Below are 21149 nucleotides of genomic sequence, written 5' to 3'. Positions count from 1 at the left end.
TCAAATGATTTCTGTGAAAACGTATTAGAGAGCTTTTCAGTATTGATGACCTCACGTCAAAATCAAAACCTCGTAAGGACTTTCTATAAAGCTTTCCTAATCTGCTTTACTCAAATAAAAACTGCTGTATTATATTCTTTGAAAATTAATAAAATAAATTAAGTAACTTATTATGAATTCAACAAAAATTACAAGATGGAAAATTCCCCTTCTATTATTCATGCTAATAGGTATCACAACAGCCTGTAGACCAAAAACTTACAACGATCTATCTTGTGATGTACCTTTGACGAAAGGTCAGTCTCCCTCATTGGATGCCCCACCAGGCCCAATTAATATTAGCCTTAATATAGATGGCTCAGAATCTATGCCGGGATATTTAACTAACGGTGCTAGTCGTTATATAAAAACAATACAACTGCTAGACCGCACATTTTCTATATCTGACTTAGTTGAATACTATCGTGTTGGAGGGCCGGAGAAACAAAAAATCAGTCGTTCAAAATTCCTAGAAGCAATAAAAGAGAGGTTTTACTACGAAGATCGAGTCACAAGTAATCTAACAGGTGCTATTGCACCACAAAAGGAAGGAAAAGAACTTTTAGTTCTGATCACAGATTTGTATCAAAATCAAGGCGATGTCACTGCAGTCAACAAAAAAATTAGACAACATTATCTTAATAAAGAAGGATATGCAGCAGGTATTTTAGCAATTAGAAGTGAATTTAATGGAAAAGTTTATGTTGTTGGTAGCAATAGAGATAACTTTAACTTTCCTTATAACACTGAAGGGAAACCAATAGAAAAGTTTCGGCCTTTTTATGTGATATTTTTAGGTCCCTACAAACATATTCTCTACTACTTTGAAAAACTCAAGCGGGATGGAGGAGAATTAATTAAAAACAGTGAATTTACAATCTTTTCACCTAATAATATTATAAATGATTTATCGGTCATGAGTGAATTGAAAAACCCAGGCGAACCAATATCAGGTCTGAAGCGACCCTTCTCTCTTAATAATGGTAAAGTAGCGATCGAATTCCCGAAGCGTAAAGAATTTGAATTGTTAGAAATAATCCCCAATTTCTCAAAAGAAATACCAATTGAATACAAGGTTAATTTGCCGATTTTAAATGAGTATACATTGCCACCATCAGCTAATTCTATAAAAGCTAAAATTAGTGAAAGTAAATATTTTGATGAGTCAACAACAGAATTCATTTCTTCAGAGGCTATAATGGCAAAAAAACTCTTCAATTCAATGCAATTTAGTAATTGGGAAGTAGGCAAAAATCGTGATTTAAGTTATACAAATACAATTAAACCTAATGAATTACCACAAGCAAATATTTATTTATTCAAAGTTGATGTAGTCGCTAATGGTTTGGGAGAACAAGATTGGTGGCAGAATTGGAACTGTGAGGATCGTGATTGCGAAAATGACGGTTCAAAAACTCATAATTTGGAACACTTTTTACAGGGTTTAAAAAGTCTAACAAATGATTTGATGGAAAATAATCCAATAGTACTTGCTCGGCTTTGTTATGGTATTCAGAAAAATTAGAGAGTATTAACTTAATAAAAGAATAAGGATTTAATACTTTCAGGATTTACACAAAGAAGCTACATAAGGGCGTATTCTTGCCGATAGCAATATAAGGAGCTGAACCTTCGCGATCGCCTAAAAGTTTAACAACCCCCTTAAGATTTTTGCCATTGTTAAAACAAGGGTTAAAGCACCTATAAAATAAAAATATCCCTGATTTTTATTGTGAGATTTTTTTAACTATTGAAGAAAATAATCTGAGAGTAATTTGTATTTAACTTCATCAATATTTTTTCCTATTTTTACTGTTAATTTTTTTGATAAATTCCAGACTAAAATAGCAAAAACTATGTGGTTTTTTTATATTGTAATCGACGAAATTGACAAAATTTAATTGCGTTTAATTTCTTAATTCTGGGGATAATTTATTCGATATTAGATTTAGTTTGTGACTCAGATTATACAGTATATACTGAAGATTGACTGAAATGATTAGTGACAATATATTCTGCTGAATTTAGGATAAATATTTTTCTATGATAGCTTGACTTTTTTTTGAACTCAAAATAATTCTTTTAATTTGAATTATTTTACATAATATTTTTTCTAAGTTATTCTAAATCAATTATCCTATAATTTTATATTTTTATATACTACCAGTATTATCGAAGATAACAATTTATTTGCAGAGGCAATAATAAATTTTTCCATATTATCTATCAATTTTATTGCTCTTTTTGTCCTATAAAAATTATCTATTAATACAATCTTAAATAGTAATTTGTTATTATTTATTACGTATAAAATTATTTATTTTATATTTTTATATATTGGTTTTTTTTCTCAGTATCTGGGTCATAAACTCGATAACCTATGAGCCAAAATTTTCGATTTCAGCTTAAAAGATATAAAGTTTGCTATTCATACACCACAAACTACTTGATACTCATTACTACTATACTGTTGACGAAAAAAAGTTAGTTTTATTACTATATTTTTTGTTAAAAAAGATAATAAAATATCAAATAAGCTTCTGTATAAGTTATATTTTGCCAACATTTTTTTTATTTATGATTATCATTTTTTTATTTTTTTAAATGATTACTTATCATGTCACAGCTAACATTTTTTGGTAATTTTTTAAAAATTTTGACCGTATAATTTGTATAAAAATTGAGTAATTATTAACTATAATTAATATATTTAAAATTTATATTGTTGGCTCAAATTAACAATAATATTATTATACAATAATCCAGGTATTTTAGCAAAAAATCTTTACCATTTGCCACATCTATATAGAGCTAAAATCAATTTAAAGAACATATCTTTGTATTAGTTATGATGATTTTGTTGTTCAGCACTAGGGGAGGAACTATGGCAGCTATATCCCTTAAAAAAAATTAGTGTTCGCAAAAGCTCAGGTAATTCTATCTCTCTTGGCAAGCATATACACTTATATAGTGTCTTCGAGTAATTCCTGTTCAAAAAAATCATATTGTTTGTGGGATAGAGCGTGTGGAACTTCTTAAAAAGATTTACTTTCCTAAGTACAGGACAAAAAGCTTGACTTATAGAATAGGAAAAAGTTTATAGTACTTAAACCATAATCTCTATGAAACCTGAATATTTGGGAGATTAGTTGACTACAAACAACTTATAAATTACCACTTTTATTGCTATGAAGCCAGAATTAAATTTATCCCTTTATTTATCTAAGCTGTATTTAGAGAAATATCAACTTGGCACAAATAGCAACTGTTAATGGTAGTTAGCGATCTCCCAGGGGCAAGTGTAATTCAAGATTATATTCATCCCTGGGAGATTCAAACGTTGTTTGGTTAACTTAAAATTAGATTTGACCTTTTTAGGTAAACGATGACATAGCTTTTGGTAACAATAGCAGAAATGTATTAACCAGAAACCAAAAGACTATTACAGGACTTACCTATTATTGTTGTAGTTTAAGACGCTTGAGATAGCTATCCAAAATTATTGCGTAAGTCCTGTTGATATTACATAATATCAGAAATTGTCAATGGATCCGCCTCCCGAGAACGGTTTGCTTCTTCCAATTTTTCGCGAGAAGACATTACGCAAACATTACTACGTTCCATCCCCGCAGTAAAAACATCTAACAAAGTTTCTTTCACATCTGCAACTGTAGCTTTGAGCGTTCGCTGATAACGTTCCTCCCTAAGTTCAGCAGTTTGCGCTATCAAATGACGTTCCAAAGCTAAGCTTGTGGCTACTTCTGGGCGCAAAACTGGAGAATCATCTTGAATTGTAGCAATAATTGCCCGGTCAACATCAATCTGAGTCCAATCTACATCCTTAAGATAATCTATCAAACCAGCAAATACATCAAGAGTACGACTGACATGAGGATCGCGATAAGAATAGAGAGAAATAACTTTTCCTAAACCACTATAACGACATCCTGCACCGTAAGCATTACCCTTAAGACGAACTTCTGTAAATAGATAACCCAAACCTAATAAATGAGTACCTAACCTTAAAAATGGCGCTCTTTCATCACTAAAGTGAGGAGCTGGCATAGTCTGAACGCAATAAGCCACCTGTACTGGACCTGCTAAAGCTTCCCGCATATTATAAACTGGTTCAAAGCGACTACCAAAAGTATCTCCTTCTTGTTGCTTTTGCTGATGACCCCACTCCGAGAGAGTCTTCTTGACCACATTATAAGCATTATCTGAACCAGTAAAACTAGCAGTCAAAGGTTGATTGGCTACATAATCCCGGATAGTTTCAACCTTGCTCATCAAATTTGCCCCATGTTCATCAAATCGATCGCATACTTTTTTCAACAACTCCAGTTGAGGTAAACCGTTAACAATCTCACTAATCTTAGCTTCTGATGTCATACCAGCACTAGCTCGCAATATAGCAGTGTAGATACCGTTATAAATCAAATCTGAATTAGATTGAGAATAAGACTGAATCATCACTTCCCGTAGTCGAGCTGTATCCCGAGGATTAACTGCAAAAATCATGTTGTGTAACAACTCTAATGCTGGTTCAATCTGTTCATCTAGGGTTTTAATGGTGACGCGAAGTCCACGCACAGAATGATAGGCATCTTTAGTAGAAGTCCGTAACAGAGATTGAAAACTAATTCCCCCGGTATAAGAAGCAATGCCGCGAGCCACCTGTTCGTAGTTCATTTCTCCTGCACCCAACTTCCGCAGTGCATCTATATAAATAGATAGATACAACCACAAATCTTCAGGCAACCCACGCAAACTGAAATCTAGTTGTAAATAATTTACTCCATTTGCTAGCACATGATTCCTTAAAAGTGTCACTTGGCCATCAAGTTCTTCGACATCAGTAGGAATATGTTCTGGTTTGTCAGGTAAGTCCTTCACTTGTAGTTGGGGCAGTTTAGCTATTTCTTCAGGAGAATTAGGAGTTCCTGACTCTATTTCTAATTCTGTTGCTTCAGTAGCTATGCGTTCTAATTCTTCTGAAGTTAATTGAGAACGTACTTGTTCCACCTGTGCTACTACTGCTTTGTCATAATTAGATTGCCATTCTTTATCTGGTTTTAATACCAGTGTCAAACGGTGGGGGTTATTGAGTAATTTTTCACGAATTAGGTTATTAAAATATCTAGGTTTTTCCAGGTAACGTTGTTTGCATTCGGCGAGGCGATCGCTAATATGTAAAAACTTCAATGGATCATTACTATAAATCCAGGTTTGCATCACCCGAAACAACATCCGTAAAGGATACATACTACCTATTTCCTGGTGTTGGTAAATTGCCTGTTGAAACGCTGCCTCAACAATACTAGGTTCAATGTCCTCTTCAGCAATTTCTTTTAAAGTCTTGATTACTAACTGACTGAATGCTTCACCCTGGTTAGGTTCGCTTCCTTGAATACCCAGATGAAAAGTAACCTCCTTACCCACAGAATCTACTCCAGAGCCGAGTAGATCTTGACCAATTTGGGATTCAACAATCGCCTTTTTCAATGGTGCCGCTTCATTTCCCAACAAGATGCGACTGAGAATATCTAAAGCTACCCATTCCTCAGAGTCAGTGCTATCTCCCACCAACCATTTGATCATTATGTAAGTTTTTTGTGTTGTTTCATCCGCTGCACTAATAGGGTAGGAATCTTCTTTAAAACGAGGTTCACTCCAGCGAGATTGAGGATTAATATTGATATTAGGTTTCTGTCTTTCAAAAGCTTCTAGCTTTTTGGCTAAAAATTCAAGATATTCAGGAGTAGAAATATTGCCGTAAAAAACAAAGTAAGCATTACTGGGATGATAATAGCTGGAATGGAAGTCACGGAAGTCTTTGTAAGTGAGTTCAGGAATATTTTGGGGGTTCCCTCCAGATTCAAGACCATAAATGTTATCAGGAAATAGACTTTGGTTAGCAATACTATCTAACCTTTGTTCAGGGTCAGAAAAAGCTCCATTCATTTCATTGTAAACTACCCCAGTAAATTTTAATTCCCCTGTTGGGTTTTCCTTGTCGGTAGGAGCTAAGTGGTGTCCTTCTCGTTTAAACGTATTTTCGGTTAGCAGTGGGTGAAATACAGCGTCAAAGTATACTTCTGCCAAGTTGAATAAGTCTTGTTTAACTTTACTGGAAACTGGATAGTAAGTGCAGTCAGGGCCAGTCATGGCATTAATGAAGGTTGCTGGACTCATTTTTAGCATTTCAAAAAATGGTTCGCGTACAGGATATTTTTTTGAACCTGCTAATACAGAATGTTCTAGGATATGGGATACTCCTGTGCTATTTGGAGGGGGAGTGGGAAAACTAATTGAAAAGAGATTTTCAGCATCTTCTGAATATAGGTGTAACAGTTTTGCACCTGTTTTGATATGTTCTAGCTGATATGCCACCATTCGCTGTTGCTTCAGGTCAGTAATAGCTTTGACTTCAAAGCCTTGTAGTTTTTGTCCAACTTCAATTGTTCTTTCTGTTAATAAAGGCATAGAAAATGAATTACTATGAATATTTACTTCTTCCTAGTTTAAGTTATTTTTTGCTGTAAGGAGTAGTAAGGGCGCAATTTGCCGGGAATAGAAAACAGAAAAAACAACTGTAACTCAGTGACTTGAAGGAACCTAGATTACCGAATAATTAATAATTTATATATTTTAGGGATTAAAGAAAATGTGGGAGGTAAACAGGGAAACTTACATCTTGCAAAAAGAAAAGTTGATATGAAGATAAATGCCTGAAGTCTTTAATCTGATAGTGGTTGGCATTAGTTATATTTTTGTTTTGGGCCTGAAATTAAAACATCAAAAACTAATACCATTTCTCAAAAACTTTTCTACATTTTATTTAGCTTTGCACAATTACGAATGATAAAGAGAATTGAGGAACGTGCCGATGTTTCAAATAATAGATCAGCAAACAATTGACTTGCATAACATATCAATTGATTTGGAATAGCATAAAGTTTTACGATGTAACCTAGTTAAGTAGTAGCAACGACGGCATTTTTCTCCTTCTACTCTGGTCATGGCTGTTTTATTGACCTTGTGATCGCAATCCTCAATTAAGTAAGTATAAACCTTGTAGTCATCATTAATAGAAAGAAAATAAGTCCAACTTTGAATCATCTGTCACAATATTGTGAAGGTAACAGCGCAGCCAATAACAAATAACAAGCTTAAAAATTCCTGGCATTTGATTATTTACAACACTCCAGACCCAAACTTTGTTTTTTTTAGCCTATAAAAGTTTGTAGTTCATCAAGCGTGAGCAAATTTCAGCAGTTTCAGGAATTTCTATGTTCTTTTCAGAAATTTGTGCTGTAGCAAGTCGTACCCAGTTAAGCACTGTCCAACAGAGAAATACCAGTTATTCTTTCAATAGCTCGGAGTCTGATGCCGTTAAAGAAATTTTTGACCTCACGGGGTGACAAGCTAGTTGAAAGCCATATGTAGAAAAGAATTGGCCTTTAGGGACTGAATAATACTTCAATTAAAATAAAATCCCTATTGATATAAATAATAGGGTGTAGTGTAAGCCCTCTCCACTTACACTACACCCCCACTGCATTGAACAATAGTTCAACTGTAATAGCTAAAAACATTAGAAAAAAGGTCACTTTTACTAATTTTAATTAATCATAAAAAAATTAACAATTGTAGAGAGTATAATACTATTTATCAAAAGCAAGACTTTACTTAAATAAAAATAAAAACAGTGAATAATATGGTGTGTCTTGTTAAAATAGATATTCTGGAATCGGTTGAAGAACTCCAAGAAATATTATTCCGGCAGATACTATTGAATATATATTAATGTTATTAGGATGTCATCGTACAACTCTATCACAATAGTTTGCTACCTAAACAAAATTGAGTATAGAAGGTTTATTGAACAAGAAAAAAATTGTTGGTAAACTGAAAAAAATATCACCAATATTAAAAAATATACTTAGAGCTGAACTAGAATAATTAGAAGGTTTTAATAGTGATAATGAAATACAAAAATAGTTAAAAGTAGTGTGTGATATTAATCTACCATACTCAACAGTACATAGATATATTTATGAGCACTAAAATGCCAAATTTAAAGTGCCTAGTCCAGTGAGTATTCAACAACATCCAACAGATTTTGAATAGTAAAAAAATGTCAGAACTCCTATAAAAAGCTATTAAAAAATTTTAATGCCAGGAAAAATCCTGAAAAAAATTAGGTTCTGGTGTAGTTATAAAACTAGAATGGGATTAAAAACTATTACAGGAAAAGTAATAAATCTTAAAAGAATCAAGGGTAAAGGAACTAAACAATGGGAGTATAAATATTTGTGTTTATATGGGTTAAATCGAAGCAAATTCATGGAAAAATTTTTTCTATAAGTTGAGTAATTTAAACGATTTTTGCTGGGAAATATTTTCCCATAATTACCCTAATTATTTACATATAATTCAAGTAGATAATTCTGGATATTATCAATCATTAAACTTAATAATTCCGATAATATTATTCTCATATTTCAACCAAGTTATTGTCCGGAATTTAACCTGATAGAGAGGTTATGGTTAGCAATAAAACAAAAACTGAAGTGGATAATATTGGGATATTTATCAGACCTTTTTAGAAAAGATTTAAGGAAATTCTACTAAATATTAACCAGGATTTTTTAGCTTAATTAACAGGATGGTAGTTCATCATTGAAGCTTTAGAAAAAGTAGGTATAATTAATAATTTTAATTAGTCTGTTCCGGCTGGGTAAGCCAGTTATCAATAATGGTAGTTTTAGCGATCGCATATATGAATAAGTAATTTTTTTACATATACCTAATAGCATTATTTTTGAAAAATAGTATTAATCTTTGACATAGCTTTAATTACTTTTCGATAATAAAGTAACTTATAAAAATTTCGGATCATTAAATTCTCTACCCATTCTTGAATAAAATTATAATAAAATGTCTAAGAAACACCATATAATCTAATCCAAAAATTACTATACCTTCTCTATATCCTACCTCTTTTATTCCTTTTTGATATATATTTTGAAGCCTTTATTTTTATTTTTTTTGTTATTTAAATGAACTAATTGTGCAAGAAATAGCTATTAGTAAAATTCAATTATTTAATCTAGCTTCATTTGCTTTTTTTTCTTCAAGATTGTAAATTCAACTCTTACAATCTTTGAACATGACGTCAATGACCATTCTTTGACTATATACTTTATTAATTGTATCTGATGACGATAAATCACTAATAATATACCAGATTTATGATAGATTTTTTGGTTAATTTAGCGCTTTTTATATATCAACAAATTGTCAATCAAGACCTTCTTTATTTTGGCAAATTTTTAATTAAAAAAAAATCGACCCAAAGTTTACTTTTAATTGCTCTAGCTTACAATATTTACTAACACCCTTAATTTAGGTTTGATTTATTTTTTTGAAATGCAAAGGTATAGATGTTTTTGACAATAATCTTTCAAACCAAATAATAAATGTATACTATAAAAATCCCTATCCCCTACTAGAATTAGTTGATGTTTTTTCAATAATCTTAAAATAAGACAAATTACTCCTTGTTGTTCTGTTATAGCAATTCCCATAGCTATGAGGTACAGTAACAACAATGGATAAACCAATTGCGAATATCTTTTTGACTAACTTTTAATATAGCTGAGGCAATGATATTAATTAAATCTTTATAATTTCTTGCTTTAACTTTTCTTAGAATAGCTTTCACCTTTCACCAAAAGTTTTCAATTGGAGAAAATTCAGGTCAATAAAGAGATAAAAATAACAGACTAACTCCAACTTATTCAACAACTTCTCTCACCATTTAGGAGAAATAAATTTTCCCATTTTCCATTACAACACAAGCTCTCTTCCACATTCATGGAACTACTTATTTAACTATAAAAGCCTCAAAAATTACTCCATATACTCCTGGCCATATGAAACCCTATTCTATGGACTTGATAGAAAAAATCTTAGGAACATATACTGAAGGTAGAAAGTTCCTATAAACTTATCGCCCAGAGTTTTCGAGTTAATTTAAGCTTAATTACAAGAGTAATTTTACCTTATCGAAATTGCAAGGAAAATACTGTAGAACCAATACCTATTGGCCGTCCTCAAAAAGGAAAACTTGAACCATATAAACACAAAATTCTAGAATACTTAGAACTAAACAAAGATTTAATCCTAGAACAACTGTGTCAAAAATTCACAACAGATACAGTTATTAAGGTGAGCATTCCTACAATAAGTCGTTTCTTACAAGGACACAAACCCTCCTCACAAAAAAAACTAACCACAGTCCTCAGGCTGAAACTAAAGCTGTACAAGAGTTAAGGGTTTAGTTGAGTATTGGCTAGCCTTTGCTTCAGTAGAAGTCACAAATCTTCTCTTTATTGATGAAACCCAATTACAACTAGGCATGGTACCTGCTTATGGTAGAAGGTCATGTGGAGATAAAGTATATAGTGTAGCACCCTATCCTCATGGCCAAATGATTACCCTCATCGGAGCAATCATTTTTAAACAAGTCCTCAACACTATGACCATTAATGCACCGAACAAGTGGCAGGGTATTTAAAACTTTTATCGAAGAACTACTAGTCCCTGAATTATGGCCCCCGAGCAGTTGTGGTTGGAGATAATTTGCCGGCTTATAAGGTTAAGGGTATCTCTGAAGCTATTAAAACTATCAGGACGAGATTAATTTATCTATCTCCTTACTCTTCTCAATTTAACCTTATTGAAAAATGGTGGTCAAGTCTTAAAGCCCATTAAAAAAAAATGGCCACAACTCGTCAACAATTAGAACTGGCGATCGCTACTTTGATAAAATTAGTCACTCCTAAAATGTTACGCAACTAATTTACTCACTGTTGTTGCTGTAGTCTATTTTTGTTAAAATCCCTATAATTCCTTTATATTGAAAAATATTTGTAGAGCTTATAATTCATATAAATCAGGAAAAAAATTTGGATAAATAGCTTGTAGTTTATCATCATTAAATGGAAGCTCGACAAAGAGTCTCGGAGAGAGAAAAAAAAATTTAGTGCTTGACAAATTTATTTTCGGGATAAATATTTAATCACCTCCAGAAATGCAATTACCAGAGGATTTATGGAACTATAAAAATTAACTTTTCTTATTAAAGAGGCTTTGTATTTATTAAATAAACACAATTATTTGCAAATAGTTTTTTTTATCTAAAATCCTAAAATATGAGAAACAATATTATTTTTTATATTACTGTATTTGTTAGTATATAATCTCTTTAAAATAGAACTAAGAAATATTTGAAAAATAACTTATACAAAATTCAAAAACAATAGGATAAAAATGAAAACTACTCCGACATTAATATGGATATTTAAACGCTTTCCAGAATAAAATTTATTAACAATAAATTAACTATAAAAAGCAATTAATCTCACAGAATAATAGAGTTTTATTTTAGATTTTTTACCCTCTGCTTCTCAAAAATATTATCAGTGATTTTAATAGTACCCTTCTAGATAATAGAGTTTTATTTTAGATTTTTTACCCTCTGCTTCTCAAAAATATTATCAGTGATTTTAATGGTACCCTTCTAGTACTCCGCACCTTCGAGAATATGATTGTACTACTTAAAATTGAGAAAATTGATTGAAGACTTCCACAGATTATTATTATTCATAACGTAACATTTTTTTTGAAACTTTGATCGCAAATTACAAACACTATAGCAGTTTTTATTTAAGTTAATTAAGTAAGCATAAAAAAACTTAGCCATATTAATATTTCTAGACTGAATATCAAGTCTCCCACCCAGTTTATTTGAGGTAAATTTACATTTTGTTATAGAGCGACAAATTTAAACACCGACCTACTTAAACTACAAAGGTAAAGCAAAAAAAACCTAAGTGCTAACTCTTTTTAAGCTTTGTTCCCTATTCCCTTTTCCACCTCTAAATCTAAAGGAGTATTGCAGTTAAACAACATTTTCGCTGTCTGAGAATCAATAGATAATGGTTGAACTGGAATTTGAGCAAGTAATCTTTGAAAAGAGCGATCGCCTCGCCCAATAATATTTTCTAATTCTATTTTGATCTGTTGCCGATAGAAACCACATAAAGGCTCCCACCCTTGATATTTTTTCGGAACTAAAGCTAAAATTTCTGGAGAAAGTTGGTTTAATTGAGCTATCCAAGTTTCAATAATATCTGAGTTCAACAGAGGTAAATCACATCCCAATAATAAAATCCAATTACTATTAATTTGAGTTAATCCCTGACCTAAAGCAACTAAAGGACCTTCACTTTTTAACTCAGTTAACCATTCACATTTTGTTGGTAAAATTGATTTATATTTTTCTGGCCATGGAGTAATAACATAAACTTTTTCTGTACATTTATTTGCTACTTGATAAACCCTTTCTAACATAGGCATATTTTTCCAAGGAATTAAGGCTTTATCTTGACCCATACGGGAACTTTTTCCACCTGCCAGAATAAGTGCTACTAAATAATTTTTGGCGAGTGAAGATTTATTCATATACTTTCAAAATATCAAAAATTAGAGTTCTACAGCATTTTCAAATAAATCGAATAGAGACACCAACTTATACTTTTACGATAAATAGCTCTTAATATCTACTCTTTTTTTTCCCTTTTTACCAATTCTCTATTTTTATCCAAATCTAGTCTAACTCCCTTATATCAATTATAAAACACTTTATTAGACTTAAACCTTATATTTATAAATACTATTTATTAGCGTAATTTCATTGTTTACTAAACTATGTTATTTCTCTAGTTATTTTGATAAGATGTAAAAAATACCATTACTTTTAATAAATAGTATTACTCCCTATTTCCTAATATTTGATGTAAATTAACTACATTACCAATAACAGTAATAGCTGGTGCTTCAAAACCAGTTGACTCAATTTGTCCCACAATATTATTAAGAGTTCCAATTAATTCTTTTTGTTTTGGATAAGTTCCCCACTGAATTAAAGCAATTGGTGTTTCTGGGTCACGTCCAGCAGCGATTAGTTTTTTGATAATATTTTGTAAGTTATGAACCCCCATGTAAATTACTATCGTTTCTGCACCCTGGGCGACCGCCTCCCAATTAACCTCTGGTCGATATTTGCCTGCTGCTTCGTGACCTGTGACAAAAGTAACCGAGGAACTATAGTTTCTGTGAGTTAAAGGAATACCAGCATAAGCAGGTGCAGCGATACCGGAAGTAACCCCCGGAATAACTTCCACAGCTATTCCTACTTGCATTAAATCTTCCATCTCCTCTCCACCACGACCAAATACAAAAGGGTCACCTCCTTTTAGACGTACCACAACTGCATGAGTTTTTGCTTTTTCAATTAGTAGTTGAGTTGTTTGTGTTTGCTCTAGAGAATGGCGATCTCGACGTTTACCTGCATTAAATTTTTCAGCATTTGGGTTAATCATTTCTAAGATAGAAGCGCTGACAAGAGCATCATAGATAACAACATCAGCTTGTTTTAATAGCACTTTACCTTTTAGTGTAATTAATCCAGGATCTCCCGGTCCTGCTCCTACTAAATACACCTTACCTACAAATTTTAGCTGATTCATATTTATTATTTTAGATAACTCTCTAATATAATTAGGGCTGGATAATTAACTATCAAAATATTGAGTAATATTGGCACTTAGCCTTTTGGGGTTCAAAAAAAAGTGTCTGCTTTTTGGTTGCTCAAGCTCACCCATGTTAGCCTTGTTAGCCTTTTGGGAAAAACCGTTTTGTCTCTCTGTTTAATCATTTAAGTTTATAGTTAAATTGATTATAATAATAATCAAGACTTACGCAAAGACACTATATATAGCGTATGCTAAATAGAGCAACCACCTAAAATATTATGGCCATTCCCAAGTTTTGCTGATTTTAAACAGTCTATAAAAATTTAAACAACTATCATTTTAATTGTAGGATATTTTAGATTAGATACTAGATATTTAGATAACAATTGATGTTTCAATTGATAAATAGTTTTTCCTAAAAAATTTGCTATTATTTTCAAATAATTCCATACACTCCATAGCACAAACAACGTGATTTTTTATAATTTTTGCCCTACAAAATTGGCAAAGTTTGAGTTCTATTAGTTGTTTAACTATGGCGTCAAATTCCTCAATTTTCCACCTCGTTTAAATCTCAAACTCAACATCGTCTGTACTTTGATAACAGAGGTCATTAGTAGCAATATATTCTGCTAAAATTTGTGGAAACAGCCACCCCAGAATAACTTAAATTTTTAATCTTTAGAAAAACCTTTAATCTTGATAATATTTCCTAATATTAATTCCAACTCATTCCATTTTAATTCTTCCAGTTTCTGATATTTTTTACCCCCCACTATCATCTACTAAACGACTAATTTTTCACAGGTAATAGTAACCTTTATTTCAATTATCTATTAATGGCATTAGTCACATTATTTGTATAAAAAATCTCCATTAATACTGTTTTTACTCGTATTTTATTCTTTTTTACCACCTCAACTATCATTTATTCTACATGCTCTATTTTACTTTTTTCATACTTCAGAAACAATAATTTCCTCACTGAAATTTTGCCACCAAATTTCTATCCCTAAATAAATTAACATTTGTTAAATAACGATCAAATTAATCGTGGCTAATTTATTCAAGATAAGCGACAATACTTGCGAGAGTATAATTTTTATGATTACTTATTAGATATTGACAATATTTTATATAATTAAAGTTCATATTCAAAGCATTGAAAAGTAATTACTTTGATACTAATTTAGTCTACAAAGTAATTTGTCTTAAAGCAAATTTTTAAAGTTTTTATATTTTGTTGTTCAAGCGTTGGCGGAGGATAGTGGTGGCAGCTATATCACTAAATAAATAAACCTTTAAAGTCAAACACTATATATAGTGTTTTTGTGTAAGTCCTGAATAATATTATATCAGTTGTTAAGTTACAGGATAGTTGACATCTGTCTAAATAGGTAGGCATGAAAAAACTTAGCTATATTAATATTTGTCTACTGACTTCAAGCCCCTCTACAGAATTCATTTGAGGTAAATTTACATTTTGTTACATAGCAACTAATTTCAACAATGATTTACTTAAATTTCCAGACGAACAGAAAGATAAACACCGAATAACCCTAGATTTTTTCTCCCTTGTTAATTTAAAATTGCTGCAAAACCAATGTAAATATCCCCTGTACCCCATCTTTCACCCTTGATTTTTGGCCCAACATCTGCATTTTTATGATTCTTGATGCTTTATCAACACCCAATCTTATTTTAAACTCCCGAAAAAAAGTATTTCTTTCATCTACTTCTTTCACAAGTTGTGCTTGATTTTTTCAATTGTAATTCTGTAGTTTGAGCAATTACTCTAGCAGCTAAAGTTCTTAAACCCTCTTGACTAATATACTATTTAATTTCTAATCCTAGAATTTATACTAGCGCTGTCTGTTCGTAGAGCCATTCTAAGATCCTTCCTAATTCCGCCAGAATATCCTCTTTCACAAATACTAAACGAATTTTCCCTGCTTGTAGATTCGTTTTGGCAGAAGGTTAAAACTTTTCCTAATTAGTTTATTTCCCCAGAAATTTTTCAAATAGTTATTCTGGGTCTCTACAATTTTCTTTGCAATTCACTTAAAACTTAGCAATAATTGACTCCAAAGGTCAATAAATACCGACATTAGCAGCATAATGAACATTTGACTCACTAATTTTTAGGGGACTTCAGTGTTATGAGTCTGTTTGATGTCTACCAATGTCGGAATTAGTTCTTGATCCAGAAACAAATAAGATAATACCCATTGCTGAGTTATTTCTTCCCATTTTAGTGCTGCTATTTACCTTCAAATTAATAACCATCATCTAGGGATACCTCTGTATATATCATCTTCTGCTAAGAGATTAGGATAAGTTTCCCAAAATTCTTGTAGCTGATCTTCGGAGTCATAAGCTTGTTCCGTCATCTCTACAAGTTGATCGTTGTCCTGAATTAAATAAATACCTCCTTCCATTCCCATGAATATACCCCTATTATTAAGTTACAACTTCAAATTAATCCAAATCCTAATTTAACTAGCTACCAGCTTTCTCTCTTAAACACTGCTTTAGCTCTCAGCCGTTATCAACTTTGATAGACCTCTATGAGTTATGAGTTAGTACTGAGTATCATTTTATTACTGATTCATTAATATAGCAGCCACCAAGACAGTTACGATATTATTGCACTTTCAAATATAGTTCATACTCCAAATTTAAATTTTGTACCTCACCAATCTGACAACTCCCCTATCTGACTTCTTACTTATGCTATGATTCCTGTAAATACTTTTTCTGCCGGTCCAGTCATATAAATTTTTTGGTCTATAGTTGACCATTCAATTTCCAAACAACCTCCAGGTAACTCTACTGTAACTAAGCGCTCATTATTTTGAGTTAAAACTCCTGCCACAACTGACGCGCATGCTCCTGTACCACAAGCAAGTGTTGCACCAGCTCCTCTTTCCCATACTCGCATCTTCACATATTTTGGACTAATAACTTGAATAAATTCTGTATTAGTACGTTCTGGAAATACTGGGTTATGTTCAAATTTAGGACCTATTTTAGCTAAATCTATAGCAGTAACATCTTCTACAAAAGTTATGCAGTGGGGGTTTCCCATACTCACACAGGTAACAAACCAAGACTTTCCACCTACTTCTAAGAGTTGATCCACAACTTTATCATCAGCATTAGCTAAAGTTGTCGGTATTTCCGATGCCAAAAGTCTGGGTTGTCCCATATCAACTGTTACTTGACCATCACCTTGCAATTCAGGAACAATTATACCGGCACCGGTATGGATATTATATTTAGTCTTGTTATTGTTTTCTAGTTCTGCTATAAACTTAGCTAAACATCTAATCCCATTTCCACACATTTCAGGCTCTGAACCATCAGAATTGAAAATCCGCATGGTATAATCAGTTTGCTTCACTCCAGGTAGAGCAAAAATTACACCATCTGCACCAATACCAAAATTGCGATCGCACAATTCTATTGCTTGTTCTGGTGTTAGTATAGGCTGTAATTGGTGGCGATTATCAATCAAAATAAAATCGTTCCCTAGACCATGATATTTAGTGAATGATTTTGTCATTATTATGCTCCAAATAATTAGGTAAAAATTTACTCTGACAGAAAATATATCAAATAGTAATTATGTCTGATTTTGATACAAGTTTACCAAGTACTCGCCAAATTCAAACCTACATTCAAGAGAAAAAAGAAGTAGAAATAAAACTAATTACTAATGACCTTTATGTAGGAAAAGTTTTCTGGCAAGATCCAAATTGTATCTGCCTCTTCGGTCAGTATGACTCACCAATTTTAATTTGGCGACAATCTATTGTTTATCTCAAAGCAAAAAACTAACAAGGACAAATTTTTCCGCAATTTAATAGCTGTGGGGCAATTTTTAGAGTCTGGATGTAATGACTCAAGTTAGACCAGTTCCAAAACCCTTAAATATACCTGACGACAAACCTTACTTTAAGAAAGTGATCATCAAAAATTTTTCGATATAAAAAAGTTACCCCTATCATTTATCAATATCTTCTAATTCAGTAGATAAATTAAAATCATAAACTTTATTTTTTAATCCCCTTTCAAAAAGAGCATTGATACCTTTTTTTATAATCAGTATTAAAATTTTGAATTTACTGTACTTTGACTTTTTTTCAATAGCAAAAATACCTATGATTACTAGTAGGAGTAAGGAAAATACCCAGCTATTGCTAAGAGACTGTTTGTCAAAAAAATCTTAAAACGGCCTGAGTTTTTAGTACCAAGCCTTCCAAACATCAATCTAATCATTGCAGTCTAAATCAGAGCTTCACTTCTCTCAGGTAGTTGTTCATACTCTACGCTTCTGAACTCGACATCCAAAAGTTCTCTCTACTACCCATTCTCTAGGTAAAACTTCAAATTATTGAGTATTACCCTTGAGTATTTCCACTCCTGCTGAAATCAGGCCTGCGATCGCCATAGCAAATTTCGCTCCTCTATAACCAGACTCAGCCCAAACTAATTCCTCCTTCTGAAATATTTTCAGCCTGTTCCATGACCATAACTTTAGCCCCTAAGAGTTCTTCCATATTTACCTCACTTACCACTACTCCTGGTAGTATTTATTGAGTATCAAATAATATATTACCATTAGGTCCTGTTTATTTTTTTTACCACTATTATAGCTATGTATCCCTACTCATAGTAGTAGTTTTTAACTATCAGACAAGATATTACCATTAGGTTATTTTTCTTTTTTACTACCATCATAGCCATATACTTCCCCCTGTTTACTGTTGTTTTACTCTATAAGAATCAACACCCCTGCACCATCAACAGTGATATAGAATTAGGATTCTATATTGATTCGGATTCAATTTGGAAGCACTTAAAATTTAATTGTAACCCTCACCTCATTCTATGTGAGATATACATTATGAAGAATGCAGCTGACAAAAATGTGTAATTGATTTTATATACCTGCTTAAATACTTGTTTGACATTTTACATATTTTATGTTATTTATTAATTTTAATTTGAGCAGTCTAAAAAAACTAGCTACTTTTAGGCCAACAGCAAAAGGCAACAAGTAAGAAGTTACTAGAAGACTTTTTATTGTTAGTAAATAACCAACTCTTGTTTAACATCTCCAGGGAAAATCCTTAATAAACCTTAGTTCATCATCTTCCAAAACTTGTCAGGCCAGAAGCAATAGTTTTTTTTATATTGGTTAACTTTTGTCTCTTGACTCTTATTAGTCCTAATTTAAAAGTAATATCTGCAAACTCAAATTTAACAACCTTTCAATCATAGTTTCAGGTGAATTATCGGAGATATCTAATTGTATAAAGAAAAAAAATTGAACTTTTATTTAATTGAACCGAAGAATCTCAAATACAAATAATTAATATTTTTATTTTGATTAGTTAAAATTAATTTGTATCTTGAACTATTATTATTCCTACTTTAAAAGTAATATCTGCAAATTTAAATTTAAGAACCTTTCGATAATAGTTTCACATGAATTATTGGATATTTCTAAATTGTATAAATAAAAAAATTGAACTTTTATTTAATTGAACTAAAGAATCTCAAATACAAATAATTAATGTTTTTATTTTTATCAGTTAAAATTAAGCGATTTCTCTATAGTTTGATCTTAGCTAGTGTTACAGCAATTCTTGTAGTAGTCATACCTGGTCTCAGTCAAACTGTAGTAATAACTCCCAATAACCCAAAATTAGGGGATACTCTATCTGTTGTGATTCAGCAATCAAATACAAAGCTCTCAACTCCCACAGTTAGTATAGATGGAAAAACTTACCCCTCATTTCCTCTTGGACAAAATAAATTCCGGGCATTGTTACCCACAACTCCTTTAGATAAATCTGGCCTCCGACAAATTCAGGTAACTACTGATACAGGTATGCAAAATCTAACTGTGAATTTGCAAAGCCGTTCTTTTCCCACTCAATCTATTTGGCTACCTCCTGAGAAAGAATCTATTGAAGGAACAGACTTAGAATTTGATAGAGTGGGAGCATTTAAACAACTTGTAACCCCAGACAAACTCTGGAAAGGCCCATTTGTTCGCCCTAACAATGGTCCAGTTAGTACCGTCTACGGAGTGCGAAGGTACTATAATGGAAATTTTGCTGAAAACTATTATCATCGCGGAGTTGATTACGCAGATTACAATGGTTCCCCTGTTGTTGCCCCTGCTGCTGGTCGTATTGCTCTAGTGGGATTAGAATCTCAAGGTTTTGAAATTCATGGTAATACTGTAGGTATTGACCATGGTCAGGGAGTAACCAGTATTTTGATCCATTTGAGTGGTATCAATGTGAAAGAAGGTAGTATAGTGAAAGCTGGCCAGAAAATTGGTACTGTAGGATCTACAGGTGCTTCTACAGGTCCTCATCTTCATTGGGGATTATATGTACATGGTCAAGCTGTAGATCCGATTCCTTGGCGATATGATGGTATTGAATGACCAAAAAGTCAGCACCATTACCTCCACTTTTAAGATAGAGATAACTCGTTATGGTTAGAGAGTATTTGTAACCTCATACTGTATATTTATTAACTTTAGTAAGATACAGGATTTTCATAGCATAGAAATTTTCACAAGGTGATAATAAATCAACTCTGATCTTTTAAGAAAATGAAAAAATCAAGTTTAGTATTTCCAGTCTATGGCGAGAGCCGGAGATAGTTATAACTGATAACTGATTAGTTATACTTTAAAAAAAAAATTATATGGTGGTTCCTGTTGACTTTGATGGACTTATTACCATATTCTAAATTATTAAGTTAGAGATGTTTAGGCGCTATACAAAATTCAAGAGTAAAAACTCATCCCTGACTAAATTTCAGAATTTAGTAATGTCTGCTGAAAAATATTCGACTGCTATATTAGACAGTTATTATAAATAAACTTACATAAAAGTTATGAGTATAGAAAAAATTGTTGAACAAGCTCTACAAGATGGTTATTTAACTCCTTCTATGGAAGCAGAAGTAGGACGAATTTGTAATACAGCTTCTGAATTGTCTATTGAGGAGTATATGTCCCTTGATCGTTTAATGGGAGCTTTATTAACAGGAGAAGTAGTTGTTTTACCTCGCAAACAATTTATTAATGTGATGGAAGAGTTAGTTCTATCTGAGGCGATCGCACGAGTAGCAGAGAATGAAGGGAGTAGCGATCAAACTCTTGATGTGGGAGACATTGCAGCTTATGCTTTAAATAGACTCCCTCCTTTGTATGCGACTACTGAAGAAGGTGCTCAGTTTCAAAGGTCTAAAGCTAAGGATGAGCTTCAACATTTGATTTCTAAACAGGTAAGTGAAGCTATCGATCAGAATATTACTCGAAAACCAATTCACTCTAAAGTTTTGAGCAGTTTTTCTAATGATGTGAGCTCACAACTAAGTAGCTTGCTCAAATCTATGGCTAACGAATTTGAAGATACAACTCCTAATTCATAAAATGCGAGGCGAGAGGTAAGGCAAGAAACAAAAGCCTTC

At 32.2% G+C, this 21149-nt stretch carries 12 protein-coding genes and 2 pseudogenes; 6 read left to right on the top strand and 8 right to left on the bottom strand.

Features of this window, described 5'->3' with window-relative positions; translation table 11 throughout:
- The first annotated feature begins 172 nt into the window (after positions 1-172).
- Positions 173-1564 (top strand): hypothetical protein, encoded by a 1392-nt coding sequence (locus TERY_RS05510; protein WP_011610924.1) that lies wholly within the window; start codon positions 173-175, stop codon positions 1562-1564.
- Positions 1565-3561: 1997 nt separating this feature from the next.
- Here the strand turns inward: TERY_RS05510 and TERY_RS05505 are convergent.
- Positions 3562-6525 carry an insulinase family protein gene (locus TERY_RS05505; RefSeq protein WP_011610923.1) on the bottom strand — a complete coding sequence of 988 codons (2964 nt, stop codon included), beginning with the start codon at positions 6523-6525 and terminating at the stop codon, positions 3562-3564.
- 355 nt (positions 6526-6880) lie between these two features.
- Positions 6881-7451 (bottom strand): annotated as a pseudogene (locus TERY_RS36305) (IS1 family transposase); the annotation flags it as partial.
- Between the two features lie 1045 nt (positions 7452-8496).
- Here TERY_RS36305 and TERY_RS36300 point away from each other — a divergent pair.
- A complete protein-coding gene (locus tag TERY_RS36300) occupies positions 8497-8676 on the top strand; it encodes a transposase (RefSeq protein ID WP_370497158.1) in 180 nt (59 codons plus the stop codon).
- A gap of 958 nt (positions 8677-9634) precedes the next feature.
- Here TERY_RS36300 and TERY_RS36295 read toward each other — a convergent pair.
- A pseudogene (locus tag TERY_RS36295) lies at positions 9635-9904 on the bottom strand (transposase); the annotation flags it as partial.
- A 770-nt stretch (positions 9905-10674) separates the two neighbouring features.
- Here TERY_RS36295 and TERY_RS29910 point away from each other — a divergent pair.
- Entirely contained in the window at positions 10675-10821 is a 147-nt protein-coding gene (locus tag TERY_RS29910; protein WP_011610922.1) for a transposase, read from the top strand.
- A gap of 1134 nt (positions 10822-11955) precedes the next feature.
- Here the strand turns inward: TERY_RS29910 and TERY_RS05495 are convergent.
- From TERY_RS05495 to dapF, 5 genes are all read right to left on the bottom strand, one after another.
- Positions 11956-12573 carry a molybdenum cofactor guanylyltransferase gene (locus TERY_RS05495; protein WP_011610921.1) on the bottom strand — a complete coding sequence of 206 codons (618 nt, stop codon included), beginning with the start codon at positions 12571-12573 and terminating at the stop codon, positions 11956-11958.
- A gap of 308 nt (positions 12574-12881) precedes the next feature.
- Positions 12882-13640 (bottom strand): uroporphyrinogen-III C-methyltransferase, encoded by a 759-nt coding sequence (gene cobA / locus TERY_RS05490; RefSeq protein WP_011610920.1) that lies wholly within the window; start codon positions 13638-13640, stop codon positions 12882-12884.
- A gap of 1589 nt (positions 13641-15229) precedes the next feature.
- A complete protein-coding gene (locus TERY_RS32425) occupies positions 15230-15391 on the bottom strand; it encodes a hypothetical protein (protein WP_155994324.1) in 162 nt (53 codons plus the stop codon).
- A 540-nt stretch (positions 15392-15931) separates the two neighbouring features.
- On the bottom strand, positions 15932-16084 hold the full coding sequence (locus TERY_RS32420) for a hypothetical protein (RefSeq protein ID WP_155994323.1): 153 nt from the start codon (positions 16082-16084) through the stop codon (positions 15932-15934).
- 290 nt (positions 16085-16374) lie between these two features.
- The gene (dapF, locus tag TERY_RS05480) at positions 16375-17211 is read right to left on the bottom strand and encodes a diaminopimelate epimerase (RefSeq protein ID WP_011610919.1); all 837 of its coding nucleotides are present in this window, start codon (positions 17209-17211) and stop codon (positions 16375-16377) included.
- A gap of 62 nt (positions 17212-17273) precedes the next feature.
- On the opposite strand from dapF, the gene TERY_RS05475 reads away from it, so the two are divergent.
- The 3 genes from TERY_RS05475 (at position 17274) to TERY_RS05465 (ending at position 21110) form a co-directional block, all read left to right on the top strand.
- Complete coding sequence (locus TERY_RS05475; RefSeq protein ID WP_011610918.1) at positions 17274-17486, top strand: Hfq-related RNA-binding protein; 213 nt, start codon at positions 17274-17276, stop codon at positions 17484-17486.
- Positions 17487-19227: 1741 nt separating this feature from the next.
- Positions 19228-20112 (top strand): peptidoglycan DD-metalloendopeptidase family protein, encoded by an 885-nt coding sequence (locus tag TERY_RS05470; protein ID WP_011610917.1) that lies wholly within the window; start codon positions 19228-19230, stop codon positions 20110-20112.
- A gap of 458 nt (positions 20113-20570) precedes the next feature.
- Positions 20571-21110, top strand: a complete 540-nt coding sequence (locus TERY_RS05465; RefSeq protein WP_011610916.1) for a late competence development ComFB family protein — start codon at positions 20571-20573, stop codon at positions 21108-21110.
- Positions 21111-21149 lie beyond the last annotated feature (39 nt).

Source organism: Trichodesmium erythraeum IMS101, from assembly GCF_000014265.1.
GTDB lineage: Bacteria > Cyanobacteriota > Cyanobacteriia > Cyanobacteriales > Microcoleaceae > Trichodesmium > Trichodesmium erythraeum.
Note: the sequence above shows the minus strand (reverse complement) of the source record. Positions and strands in the feature narration are given on the sequence as shown.